Origin of the sequence: Bifidobacterium boum, from assembly GCF_000741535.1 — a bacterium.
Lineage (GTDB): Bacteria > Actinomycetota > Actinomycetes > Actinomycetales > Bifidobacteriaceae > Bifidobacterium > Bifidobacterium boum.
Window position 1 is genome coordinate 165,674 of the sequence record NZ_JGYQ01000015.1, and the last position, 12,948, is coordinate 178,621.

At 59.7% G+C, this 12,948-nt stretch carries 10 protein-coding genes; 4 read left to right on the forward strand and 6 right to left on the reverse strand.

What is annotated here, in order from left to right:
* The first annotated feature begins 317 nt into the window (after positions 1 to 317).
* A complete protein-coding gene (locus BBOU_RS05490; RefSeq protein WP_026503047.1) occupies positions 318 to 1,565 on the forward strand; it encodes a THUMP-like domain-containing protein in 1,248 nt (415 codons plus the stop codon).
* A gap of 120 nt (positions 1,566 to 1,685) precedes the next feature.
* Here BBOU_RS05490 and crgA read toward each other — a convergent pair whose 3' ends face one another.
* Entirely contained in the window at positions 1,686 to 2,111 is a 426-nt protein-coding gene (crgA, locus tag BBOU_RS05495) for a cell division protein CrgA (protein ID WP_193352443.1), read from the reverse strand.
* A gap of 64 nt (positions 2,112 to 2,175) precedes the next feature.
* On the opposite strand from crgA, the gene BBOU_RS05500 reads away from it, so the two are divergent.
* From BBOU_RS05500 to BBOU_RS05510, 3 genes are all read left to right on the forward strand, one after another.
* Entirely contained in the window at positions 2,176 to 2,985 is an 810-nt protein-coding gene (locus tag BBOU_RS05500; protein ID WP_051616795.1) for a DUF881 domain-containing protein, read from the forward strand.
* Between the two features lie 67 nt (positions 2,986 to 3,052).
* Positions 3,053 to 4,186: a class E sortase gene (locus tag BBOU_RS05505; RefSeq protein ID WP_051616820.1), complete on the forward strand. Its 1,134-nt coding sequence runs from the start codon at positions 3,053 to 3,055 to the stop codon at positions 4,184 to 4,186.
* 44 nt (positions 4,187 to 4,230) lie between these two features.
* The gene (locus BBOU_RS05510; RefSeq protein WP_026503044.1) at positions 4,231 to 4,881 is read left to right on the forward strand and encodes an anthranilate synthase component II; all 651 of its coding nucleotides are present in this window, start codon (positions 4,231 to 4,233) and stop codon (positions 4,879 to 4,881) included.
* A gap of 135 nt (positions 4,882 to 5,016) precedes the next feature.
* Here the strand turns inward: BBOU_RS05510 and pknB are convergent, their stop codons facing one another.
* From pknB to BBOU_RS05535, 5 genes are read right to left on the reverse strand one after another with little or no spacing between them, the layout of a single operon-like run.
* A complete protein-coding gene (gene pknB / locus BBOU_RS05515; RefSeq protein ID WP_026503043.1) occupies positions 5,017 to 7,083 on the reverse strand; it encodes a Stk1 family PASTA domain-containing Ser/Thr kinase in 2,067 nt (688 codons plus the stop codon).
* Positions 7,080 to 8,111: a serine/threonine-protein kinase gene (locus BBOU_RS05520; RefSeq protein ID WP_026503042.1), complete on the reverse strand. Its 1,032-nt coding sequence runs from the start codon at positions 8,109 to 8,111 to the stop codon at positions 7,080 to 7,082. The genes pknB and BBOU_RS05520 overlap by 4 nt, the downstream gene beginning before the upstream one ends.
* A complete protein-coding gene (locus tag BBOU_RS05525; protein WP_026503041.1) occupies positions 8,108 to 9,580 on the reverse strand; it encodes a peptidoglycan D,D-transpeptidase FtsI family protein in 1,473 nt (490 codons plus the stop codon). Before BBOU_RS05525 ends, BBOU_RS05520 begins: the two co-directional genes overlap by 4 nt.
* On the reverse strand, positions 9,577 to 11,283 hold the full coding sequence (locus BBOU_RS05530) for an FtsW/RodA/SpoVE family cell cycle protein (RefSeq protein WP_026503040.1): 1,707 nt from the start codon (positions 11,281 to 11,283) through the stop codon (positions 9,577 to 9,579). The genes BBOU_RS05525 and BBOU_RS05530 overlap by 4 nt, the downstream gene beginning before the upstream one ends.
* The gene (locus BBOU_RS05535) at positions 11,280 to 12,944 is read right to left on the reverse strand and encodes a PP2C family protein-serine/threonine phosphatase (protein ID WP_026503039.1); all 1,665 of its coding nucleotides are present in this window, start codon (positions 12,942 to 12,944) and stop codon (positions 11,280 to 11,282) included. The genes BBOU_RS05530 and BBOU_RS05535 overlap by 4 nt, the downstream gene beginning before the upstream one ends.
* Positions 12,945 to 12,948 lie beyond the last annotated feature (4 nt).

Genomic DNA, 12,948 nt, shown 5'->3' on the forward strand with positions numbered 1-12,948 from the left:
GTGGACAACGCGGTGGATAACTTGGGTATAAGTGGGGTATAACTCGTGGACAACACGACAAGTTATCCACATACATATCCACAAAACGTGCGTTTCCAAGCATTTTCAAGTGTGGACGATGTGCACAAACAGTTATCCACATTTTTTAAATCCATCGATTATCGATAATTTTCTCTTGTGGTGCCCACACGCGCTAACCCCTAGATGTGGTGTTACCCACAACTTATCCACCAAGTTGTCCACTTATCCACATTTGGTGGACAATCCACATCGCGCTTCCCCACTGCTGGCACCATCCCTCCACGTATGATGACGGCATGGATTTCAACGAGCCGACACGACAGTTCATCGCCGCCCACAGAAACGACGATGTCCGCAACGCGGCGCTGCACGCACACCAAGACGATGTCGATCTGCCCTTCGCGCTCGACCAAATCGAAGGATGGCAGCGCGCCCGCACCAAACTCCCCCAATGGGCGTCATGCGCGGATATCATCTATCCCCCGCATCTGGCAATGGAACAATGCTCATCGCAATCCACCGCACAATACAAGGCGGATCTTGCCCGACGCCTGACCGCCGACGCACCGCACCCCACCACGCTAATCGACATCACCGGCGGGTTCGGCGTCGATTTCTCCTTCATGGCCCGCGTTTTCGACCACGCCATGTATATCGAACAACAACCCCATCTGGTCGAGCTCGCCCGGCACAACATGCGGGTGCTCGGCATCAACCACGCCGAATACCTCAACGGGGACGCCACCGACATGCTCGACAGACTGCCCGAGGCAAGCCTGATCATGGCCGATCCGGCGCGACGCGACAGCCACGGCTCACGCACGTACGCCATCGCCGATTGCACCCCCGACATGCTGTCCATACTGCCGCGGCTCACCGCCATCGCCCCGAACATCCTCATCAAGCTCTCCCCCATGCTTGACTGGCATCAGGCGGTCCGGGATTGCACGGCCGCCCTCACCGCTTCACCGACCGGCGCGGCCGTCACCGAAGTGCATATCGTGTCGGTGCACAACGAATGCAAAGAACTGCTACTGGTTGTCAGCACCGGCAGCTCAAATGGCACAAAAGCCGGCACGGACGACACCGGATACGCCCCGACCATCGTCTGCGCCGACGATGACACCGTCATCAGCTTCCGGCAGACACAACTCCCGGCAAGGCAATCGTCAAACTCCGACAAGCAGACCCTCACAGACAAGCCGGCATACTTGTACGAGCCCAACGCATCGTTGATGAAAGCAGGATGCTTCGACCTGCTCGCCTCCCGTTTCGCGGTCAACCCCATCGACCGCAACAGTCATCTGTTCGTATCCGACACGCTGGTCGCCGATTTCCCGGGGCGAATCTTCGCCATCACGGCGGTCGGCCCCGTCAAACGGACGCTTCACGGCATCAGCCGCGCCAACGTCGCCGTACGCAACTATCCGGCGAGTGTGGCGCAAGTGCGAAAACGGTACCACATCGCCGACGGCGGGGATACATTCATATTCCTGACCACCATGTCAGGCAAGAAAACCGCGTTCGTGTGCGCCAAACCATAAGCCACGGCCATGACGCCGGCGGTTATGACGCCGATTGGCGCCGTCCATTTCCGATTCCCGCACCGGTTGCGCTGACAGACTACTCAGCGCAACCGGTGCGGGAGCAAACAATACCGGCGACTACCGCCACCACATGGTCATAAGGAAGCCGACCATGATCAGCGCGCCGCCAATCGCGAGATTCCAAGCGCCGATGCCGGGAATCGGGTATGACCCGGTCAGGTAGTACACCACAGCCCAAACCAGACCGATAATCATGAACGCGCAGAACACCGGCACGAACCACCCCGGATTCGACTTGGCGCTCTTGATGCTTTCCTCGACGCGCTTGGTGTTCTCCGCCTGGCGCTTCATCATACGCTGCATTTGCGGGGTCAGCGTCGACTTGTCAGCTGTAGCGTTCAGCACCGCTTCGACTTCATCCATAGGAATGTCGTAGCCGTCATCGTTCGTTCCGTCATTGGACGTGGTGGCGTCCGACACGTTGGCAGCCGACTGTTCGTCGGTTTCGTGCAGCTCTTCGTCAGCCATGTGCATAGTCTCCATTCAAATAGGCTAAAAAGTCATCATAGCGGCTACACTCGAAAGCAGCGGACACGGCGGAGGCGATATGAGCAAACACACCGGGAAACACGGAGTACGGCATTCCGCACTCGGCGGTATTGCCGTGTTCGTGGTCGTCGCGCTCACCGGTTTCCTGCTCGCCACCAATATCCGCGTGAACCGGACCGCAGTTGTCACGTCAGACACTGCGCAAATGGTCGAACAGCGCGTCGAACGCGCCAACAAGCTCCGCAGCGAAGTCAGCGCGCTCAACTCCCAAGTCAACACGCTCAACAAGCTCGCCGGCAACGCGAACAGCAGCTCCACCAACAGCGAAGACGCCGGCTCCGGCACCGTGCTGCCCGCGGTCGAAGGCCCCGGCATCACCGTGACGCTTGACGACTCGCCCTTGTGGAAAACCATGGTGAACGATTCGGAATCAACCTCGAATATCAACGATTACGTCATCCATCAGCAGGATATCGAGGCTGTCGTCAACGCGCTGTGGACGGGCGGGGCTGAAGCGATGATGATCCAAGATCAGCGGATACTCTCCAATTCCGCTGTGATCTGCGTCGGCAACGTGCTCATGCTGCAAGGCAAACAGTATTCGCCGCCGTATACGATTGCCGCCATCGGTCCCACCGACGACATGCTTGACGCGTTGGAAGACTCGCAAGCCGTTCAGATTTACTTGGAGTATGTCAGCGCGTTCGGCCTCGGCTGGAACGTTCAGTCGAAAGACACCTTGAAATTCCCCGAATCGCCGTTGCTGCTGCAACCACTGAAATACGCGACCGTAATCGGCACGGAAAGCGCGGGAGACGCGGAAAACAGCGGCAACAACCAGAATTCGAGCGCATCCGGCAATGAATGACCATCCATCGAATGCCGAGCAAACACAAACCGCCAACCGTCAACCATCAAACCAGAACGAGCAGGCCATGAACGAACCGATTACCCAGTCAGCCAAGTCCGCCCACACCGCAAGCCGGGGAGGCAAAAGGCTCAGCATCGGCTGGCAGATTGTCGGCATTGTCGCGGAACTGCTGATCACCGCAGCCATCATCTGCGGACTATACGTGGCATGGCTGTTCTGGTGGACCGGCGTCCAAGCAGAGCACGAGCAGGCGCAAACCCGCGAAACCACCACCAGCACGTGGACGCAACCCGCAGACGACAGCGGAACCGTCGCCATCGCCAAAGCACAGGAGGGAGACCCGCCCATCCAACCGGCCAGCGCCAATGAGGGGGAGCTGGTCGCCGAAGTGTATATCCCACGATTCGGCAACCAGTGGGTGCGCAATATCGTGCAGGGCACCAGTCTCGAGCAGCTCAACAAGCATGGTATGGGACATTATGAGGAAAGCCAGATGCCCGGACAGATCGGCAATTTCGCGTTCGCCGGGCACCGCGCGGGCTACGGTTCACCACTGTCCGACATCAACCTGCTGCAGAAGAACGATGCGGTGATCATCCGCACCCAGGATTACTGGTACGTGTACCGGTACACTCGGCATCTGGTCGTCCTGCCGACTGAAACCGAGGTCGTCGCGTCCAATCCGGACGCTCCCGGTAGCGCACCCACCAAGCGTATGCTGACCATGACCACTTGCAATCCGCGATATTCCACGCCGACCCACCGCTGGATTGCGTACGCGGAATTCGCGTACTGGGCCAAAGTCTCCGACGGTGTTCCGGCAGAACTCGCAGGGGATGGCGCTTCAGGGCCGGTGAACTTCTCAAGCACGCCGAAACAGTCAGCCGTCTCACAGCTGGATTCCCTCGAACCGGTGGTGCAATGGGCGCTTATCGTGTACGCCGTACTGTTCATCGCCGCGGCGATCGTATGGCGGTGGCCGGCACGGCGCGCCATCCGCGAAGGACGCCGTCAGAAGCCGGATGCGAGCATTTACGGGACTCTCGCACGCCTCCAGCCGGGCGTACTGCCGATACGCATCATCCTGATGGCCCTGCTTGCCGTCGCGGGTACTGCGGCGTTGTTCCAATGGGTGTACCCGTGGGCGGCGTCCACCATACCGGTCCTTCAGCAGATGTCGAACTATGTGGCTGTGTAAGATGACTTGCAACACGTGGCATGCAACACGGTAAAGGAGAGGCAATGACCGATTCAGCGCATATTCTGGTCGTCGACAACTACGATTCGTTCGTCTACACGATTGTGGGCTATCTGCGCACGTTGGGCGCGACCGTGGATGTCGTACGCAACGACGCCATCGACCCGTCCAAAGCGGGCGTGCTTGACGGGTACGACGGCGTGCTGATTTCCCCCGGCCCCGGCACGCCCGCGCAATCCGGCACCAGTGAGGATATGATCAGGTTGTGCGAAGCCACGGGCAAGCCCATGTTCGGGGTGTGTCTTGGATTGCAGGCGCTGGCGGAAGTATTCGGCGCAACGGTTGACCACGCACCAACCATCATGCACGGCAAAACCAGCCAGGTCGAGCATATCGATGATGAGATTTTCGCCGGGGTGGCAAACCCGATGACCGCGACCCGTTACCATTCGCTGGCCATTGAGCCGGATTCCCTGCCGGACGACTTGGTGGTGACGGCACGCGCCACGGATGATCAGACGATTCAAGGCATCAAGCATCGCAATCTGCCGATGTACGCCGTACAGTTCCACCCCGAATCGGTGATGACGCAGGACGGCTACCGTCTGCTGGCGAACTGGCTCGCAGTGTGCGGGCAGGCCAACGCGGTGGATAAGGCGAAAGGCCGTCAGCCGAAGATCATGAAGACCCGCTGACGGCCATTGTGTGAGGATTCACTCACACAACGCGGGGTCGGCTGGCATCAACGCCCCGGATACCGGCACACGTGATGCGAACGGCCCGGAACACCAGATGATGTTCCGGGCCGCTGCTTATTTTTCTACAGTCCGTTAGTGAGTAGCTGGGCTAGCTGCGGTGCTGCTATCCGTAACGGTAGAGGACGAGCTGGCGCTCGGCGACGCCGAGGTCGTCGACGACGGTGACGACGACTTGGTCGTCAGTGTGATCGCCGCGCCCTTACCCGCTTGGCTTCCGGCAGTCAGGCTCTGCTCGGTGACAATATCCGTGTCTTTCGCGTTCTGCGACGAGTTGGACACTGTGAACCCGAGTCCTTCAAGCGTCGACTTCGCCGATGCGTACGTGGCGCCGACCACTGACGGGACCGTCAGCTGCTCCTTGCCTTTGGACACGTACACGTTGATGGTGGACCCCTGCTCGATCGAGGTTCCAGGCACCGGGTCAAGACGCGTCACCGCGCCCGAAGGCACCGCGTCGGAGTTCTCCTCTTCGACCGACGTGTTGAAACCACGCTCCTGCAACATCTTCAGCACCGTATCCTTGGACTGGCCGACCAAGCCGTCAGGAACCTTGGTCATACCCGAGGAAATATACAGCAGGATGGTCGTGCCCTTCGATTGCTTGGATCCAGCAGCCGGGCTGGTGCGGGTCACATTGTCTTTGGACACCGTGTCACTATCTTCGGTCTGGGTGCTGGCAGCTACCTTGAATCCGGCCGCCTCCAACGCGGCACGCGCATCATCCTGCGACTTGCCGCTGACATCGGGAACGGTTCCTGTCGACGGGCCAGCCGAGAACCACACTCTGACCACGGACCCGAGAGCCACCTTCTTGCCGCCCGCCGGCGACTGCTTGGTGAATGTCCCCTTCGGTTCGGTGGAATTCGTATCGGTTTCAACCTTGATTTTCAGTCCTACGGCGTCGAGCTTCTCTTCCGCGCCCGCCTCAGTGGTGGACGATGAGAACGTCGGAACAGTCACCATCTCGGTCTGTCTGGAATGCATGAACGCGAACACCACGCCGCAAATGGCCGCAATCACGGCGAGTGACACAACCACGGCAATGATGATGCGCTTCTTCTTGCGCTGCTCTGCCTCACGCTGCTGGGTGCGAGTCTCGCCCTCCGGTGCCGTGAACGGATTCGCGGTAGCAGTCATCGCCGGATTGGTCATCACCGGATTGGTTTGCGTAGTCACCGTCGCGGGTGTGGTGAGCAACTGGGTTTCCTCAGTGCGACGACGCCCACTGTTGTTCGCCAAGTCAGTCAGCTGGTTGAACGTGGCCGCAATCGGCACGCCGCCGTTCATAAACGTCAGAATATCGTTCTTGAACTCGGTGGCTGTCGCATACCGGTTCTGACGATCCTTCGCCATGGCTTTCGCGCAGATGTTGTCCCACATCTTCGGCAGGCCGGGAACCACGGCACTCGGGGGAGTGGCGGCCTCGGAAACATGCTGATAGGCGATGGCGACGGCGGAATCGCCGGTAAACGGCGGACGGCCGGTCAGCATCTCATACAGCACGCAGCCTGCGGAATACAGGTCGGAACGCATGTCCACGGTCTCACCGCGAGCCTGCTCAGGGGACAGGTATTGTGCGGTGCCGACCACACCCTGCGACTGGGTCATCGTGGCCGCGGAATCATCCAAAGCGCGGGCGATGCCGAAATCCATGACCTTCACGACACCCTGATCGGAAATCATGATGTTCCCGGGCTTGATATCACGGTGGATGATGCCCATACGATGCGAGTATTCGAGCGCGTTGAGCACGCCAAGCATCACCTGTTCGGCGTCCCGCTGGCTGAGCGGCCCGTTCGCCTTGATGATATCGCGCAGGGTCTGGCCTTTGACATACTCCATCACCAGGTAGGGGACGCGTTCGGTCTGGCCGCCTTCATTGACGATGGTTTCCTCACCGGAATCGTAGATGTTCACGATATTCGGGTTGTTCATCTGTGCGACCGAATGCGCCTCACGGCGGAACCGTGTGAGGAAAATCTCATCATTGGCAAGATCGGAGCGCATGATCTTGATGGCGACGGTGCGTCCCAGACGCTTGTCAAGCGCCACGCGCACCTCCGCCATGCCGCCTCTGCCAACGAGCTGGCCGAGCTGGTATCGGCCGTTCGCCAACGAAGTGGGTACACTGCTGCTCATTGCTGCTCCTTCCATTGCGGGCGGAACGTCGAACTCACCGTCCGCGGCTCCTCGCCCCCGCTAATGAATACTTGCTTCGGCGCCTGCGACTCAGGCAGGCCAGCCAAGGTCGTTCCTTCGGTATGCGGCGTACTGCTCACGCGACGTGGCAGCCGCCCTCGGGATGGCACGATGGTCGTGTCATCGCTGAGTTTGGTTTCCTGATCCATCAGTCTGCGTTCGATACGCGCCAATGTGCGCGACACCACCAACGCGTCCTTGGGACGGTCCCGCGGGTCTTTCTCCAGCATCGACATGACGAATTGCCGCAGCTGCAGGTCAATGGAATCCGGCAGGGGAGGCACCGGCTCGTTGACATGCGCCGCCGCGATATCAACCGGCGTAGCCCCGGTGAAAGGCCGGTGCCCGCATAATCCCTCGTAGGCGACAACACCGAGAGAGTAAATGTCAGACTGGGCGGTCGCCTGCTTGCCTTGCGCCTGTTCCGGGGAAATGTACTGTGCTGTACCAACCACCATGCCATCTTGGGTGATTTGCTCCTGATTGGTGGAGTATGACACGCCGAAATCGGTGATTTTCACTTCACCATCATCAGAAACCATGATATTGGCCGGCTTCACATCACGATGGATCACACCATGCGAATGGGCGACAAACAGCCCGCGCGCCACCTGAATCAGGATCGGCAACAGTTCCGTAGGATCCATCGCACCCTGCTCGTGGTAAATATCCGCCAAGGATTTGCTGGGCACGTATTCCATGATGAGGAACCCGATACCGTCATGCTCGTAATATTCGAACAATGCGGCGATATTGGGATGCGCCAGATTCGCGGAATTATGCGCCTCAGCACGCAACCGGCGCAGCTTCGCCTCACTGTTGGCGGCGTCGCTGCGCAACGCTTTGATCGCTACCGGACGCCCAAGCTGAATGTCGTAACCTTTCCAAACCTCACCCATACCACCTTGGGCGAGTCGGCGGTCCAAACGATACCGGCGATGAATCAGCTGCCCTTCAATCAATCTCACTGCTTCAACGCCTCCTCCATCACCTGCTTCATAACCGGGCCTGCGGCGGTCACGCCGAACGCATTGACATTATGTATCACCACGGCGACGGCGATTTTCGGGTTGTCCGCGGGAGCGAAGCCCATCACCCACGCGTCGTTGGACTGGTTGTCCGTGCCGATCTGCGCGGTGCCTGTTTTCGCGGCGACTTGAACCCCGTTGATGGCAAGCGTGGGGCTTTCCTTGGACACAACGTTCTCCATCATGCCGGTCAGCGCGCTCGCCGTATTGGAGCTCATCGCCTGGGACATCACCACCGGCTTGGTTTCGGAAATCGTCGACAAGTCGCTCGCACGCACGCGGTCAACCAGGGTCGGCTGCATCAACGTGCCGCCGTTGGCGATCGCCGCGGCGATCATCGCATTCTGCAACGGTGTCTCCAACGTATCTCCCTGGCCGATGGCCGCGAGAGCCAGCTTGTCCGCAGGCAGATTCGACGGGAAGGTTGAAGCGACCGCTTTCATCGGATTGCCGGTGGACGTGGACCCGTCCACGGTGATCGACTGCCCGAATCCAAGCTTTTTCGCCTGTTCGGCAATGGCGTCCTCACCGAGAGCGACCCCGAGCTGGGCGAACGCCGTATTGGATGAGTATGCCATAGCGTCAGACAGCGAAATCTGTCCGTTGGTACCGTTCGCCGCCGTCGTTGCGTTCGTCAGCTGCGTGGCCGTGTTCGGCAGCGTGTAGGCGCTGCCAGCGGGAATCTGGGTATCGGCCTGATACTTTCCACTTTCCAGGGCCGCAGCCGCCACCACAGTTTTGAACGTGGATCCCGGCGGGTAAAGTTCCGACGTTGCACGGTTAAGCATCGGATTCGTCGCGTTGGAAGTCAATGCCGCATACGCATTGTTGACTTTCACGGTGTCATGCTGGGCGAGGACATTGGGGTCGTAGCTCGGCGTACTGACCATGGCGACAATCCGCCCGGTCTTAGGGACGATGGCGACGACAGCGCCGTCATACCCTTGGTTGCTCAACGCCTGATACGCGACATCCTGCAGTTTGGTGTTGATGGACGTTTCGATGGAAGCGCCCTTGTTCTCGGTGCCGGTCAGCAACGCCTTGAATTTCTGTACGGCCAGCGCACTCGCGGTACCGCTGAGCAGGGCCGCTCGGGACGCTTCGATACCACGGTCGGCGTTCTGGCTGATGGAGAAGAAGCCTGTGACCGGCGCGTATTCCTGCCCGTTGGAGTACGAACGCTGATAGGAGAACGCGTCATTCGACGGATCGGATTTTGCGAGTACCGTGCCATCAGATGAGAGAATCGAGCCGCGAGGGGCGCCGAACTGGTAGTACAACGCCCTGCGATTACGCGGATCGGCGTTGAGCTCGTTGGCGCGGAACGCGGTGAAAACCGTCGTGGAGCATCCGAGAATCACGAACATGATGACCACCACGGTGAAAATCTGCCGGAGATTCTTGTTCAACGCGCACCTCCTTTCGCCGTACGCTGCCCCATGGCAGGCGGCGCCGGAGGAGCGGGGGGAGCGCCGAGGCCCATGCCTGAAGGTTCATCGGGAACAGCGGGGATGGCGGCATCGGGCTTATCGGCGTCGGCGGGCAGCTGACTCGTGGTTTCCGCAGGATCGGATGCGTCATCGTCCTGCCAGTCGCTCCAATCACCCCAGTCGCCGTGTTCACCGGCTTGGTCAGGAGTGATGGCTTCCGTCTCATCATCGCCGTCCGCATGCTCACCGTGGGCGGCGTGCAAACCGCGGCCACGCCGCGCCTCGTCACGTTTTTCCGCTTCTGCAGCGGATTTCGCGCGCTCCTTGAGCTCGTGATCGCGCAACACGGCCAACGCCTCATACTGGAACGTGTCCGATGTCAATTCCGGTTCGGGCTTGTTGGCGGCGTTCGAAATAACCAGCAGCAACGTCACCAATATGGAATTCGCCACCAGGGAGGAACCACCGGCGGCCATGAACGGCATCGTCAGACCGGTCAGGGGGATGACCAGCGTGATACCGCCGACCACGGTGAACACTTGGACAGCCATCGTGAACACCAGACCGGAAGCAAGCAGCTTGCCGAACCCGTCCTTGATTTTCATCGCAGTAATCAGCCCCGAGGCGATAATCACCAGGTACAACGCGAGCACCGCCAGCAGACCGGTCAAACCAAGCTCCTCGCCGACCGACGAGTAGATGAAATCAGAATTCGCCAACGGGGTCAGGCTTGGATGCCCTTGGCCGAGCCCCGTCCCCATCAGGCCGCCCGAAGCGAGGCCGAACAAGCCGGTCACCAACTGTTCCGAGCCTCCAGCACGGTTATACACTTTCGCATCAAAGGGGTGCAGCCACGCTTCGATACGATTGTCCACGTGCGCGAACATGCGGCTCGCGGCGATGGCGCCCACCGCGAACGCGAGCATGCCGATGACGATCCAACTTTTCCGGTCAGTCGCCACATACAGCATGCACACGAACATCGCGAAGAACATCAACGACGTACCCAAATCACGCTGAACCACCAGCACGCCCATCGAAATCGCCCAGACCACCATAATCGGCCCCAGATCTTTGATGCGCGGCAACTGCAATCCCGCAATCTTCTTGCCACCCACCGCAAGCTGGTCACGATGGTCGAACAGGTATGCCGCGAAGAAGAACGCGATGAACAGTTTGGCGAATTCGCCCGGCTGCAACGAATACGAGCCGATACCAATCCAGATGCGTGCGCCGCCGATGGTCCTACCCAAGCCAGGAATCATCGGGGACAGCAACAGTACGATGCCGACGACCATACTCACGTACGAGAAGCGTCTCAGCACACGGTAATCACGCAAGCACACCACCAGAATGCAACACAGAATCAGGGCGGTGCACAGCCAGATCAGCTGTCGGGAACCGGCATGGGACCCTTTCTGCTGGTCGATACGAGCGATCAGGGTGATGCCGATGCCGGTGAGCAGCAGCGTACATGGCAGAATCGATTGGCTTGCGTACGGCTGGAACTTGAGCAGCAACGCCCACATGACGATGAACAGGAACGCTGCGACACCAAGCAAAACCGCGTATTCATGCGGAAAAGTCCCGGTCGTGCGTTCAAACATCTGGAAGAAGCCGATGAAGCTGATTCCCATGGCGAGCAGCAACAACGACATCTGGCGCAGACGGGTGACGATCATCCAATCACCACCCCTGTGATTCGGGGCATCGGCAGTTGGAAGGAAGCCGGAGCCCGCACCGAAGACGCGCTCGGGGAAGGGCTCGCCGGCTGACTCGCCGATGGGTTTGCTGATGGGCTCGCCGATGGGCTCGCCTTGTTGCCGTTACCGGTGTCATCCGTGCCTTTATTGTTGGCTTTTTCGGTTGCTTTGAAGCTTTTCATCTCCTGCTCGATGAGCTTGACATGACTGCGCGCCTCGTCCAGACTGTCCACGGTAATACCTTGGGCCAGTTGATCACGCCACGATTGCGGCAAGGACGACACTTTGATGTCAGTATCCTGGACCGCGTGGAAAAGCTCTACGCCGAACACGTTGGTGGGCACGCCCTGGTAAATCGACACGACGCCGTTATGCTCACCAATGTAGTACTTGGTTTGGCTCCACCGGTACCCGGCGAACCCGCCGCCCACAATCGCGGCGATCGCGATGATCAAAGCGGCGATAACCCCCAAACGGGATAGATGCCGACGCTTGCTGTGCACACGATTCTGCTGCGCCTGCTCACGCTGGATGGCTTTCGCCACCTCCGGATCATTCGGATCGGCGGATACGCGGCCATCGCGTTTTTTCACGACAGGAATCTCACCGGTGTCAGTATTCGGGATTTCACCGTTCTCTTCACGCACTTGGGACGGCTGAGCGACACGCGATTGCGGCCCCCGATCCTGCTGCTCGGCATCGCGTGTACTGCGCCCCACGCCTTGGATGAGCGCGGCCGCACGCTGGGCGGGGGAGTTCTTTCCCGCGCGCAACACCGGTGCGGAAGCAACCGGCTTATGCATGATGTCGGCAATCGCTTCGAGACTCGCACTTGCCGCGCCACCGACCAACGGGGTCTGGTGCGGCAGATCAAACGCATCGGCGTCCAAAGCCAGCGTGGCGTCACCGATAACCGCGGTGACATTGTCCGTGCTGCCGGCTTTCAATGCCATGGATACGAGCCGTTGAGCGCATTCCTCCTGATCGGACACCGTGCTGAGCATTTCCTCGATCGTGGAATCCTCGAGCACACCGCACAGGCCGTCGGAGCACAGCAGCCAACGGTCGGCGGGGTGCGCCTGGCAGATTGCGATATCCGGATGCGGATCGATATCGAAATCGCCCAGCACACGCATAACCACATTGCGCTGCGGATGGTTGCGCGCCTCCGCAGCGGTGATACGACCGGTATCGATGAGATGCTGCACATAACTGTGATCCGTGGTCATTCTTGACAGTTTGCCGTCACGGAGCAGATAGGCGCGGGAATCGCCGATATGAGCCAACACCCAGTATCCGGAAACCAACGCGACCGCGACCACGGTCGTTCCCATGCCGGCGAGCTTACGTTCACGCTTCGCCTTGCCGACAATCGCGTCATGCGCAGCCATCACCGAGGTTTCCATCATGTTCGCCACGGTCTGCACGCTGCCCTGCTCGTCATCCTGTTCGATATGGGCGAGCGAACGGATAGCGATCGTGGAAGCGGTATCGCCGCCGGCGTGGCCGCCCATGCCGTCGCACATGGCGATCAAACGCTCACCGGCGAATGAAGAATCCTGATTGTTGCTTCGGACCGTACCCACGTCGGAAACGGTGGTCGAATAAAGGAACAACGTCTGTTTGGCTGTATTAGGCATTCGG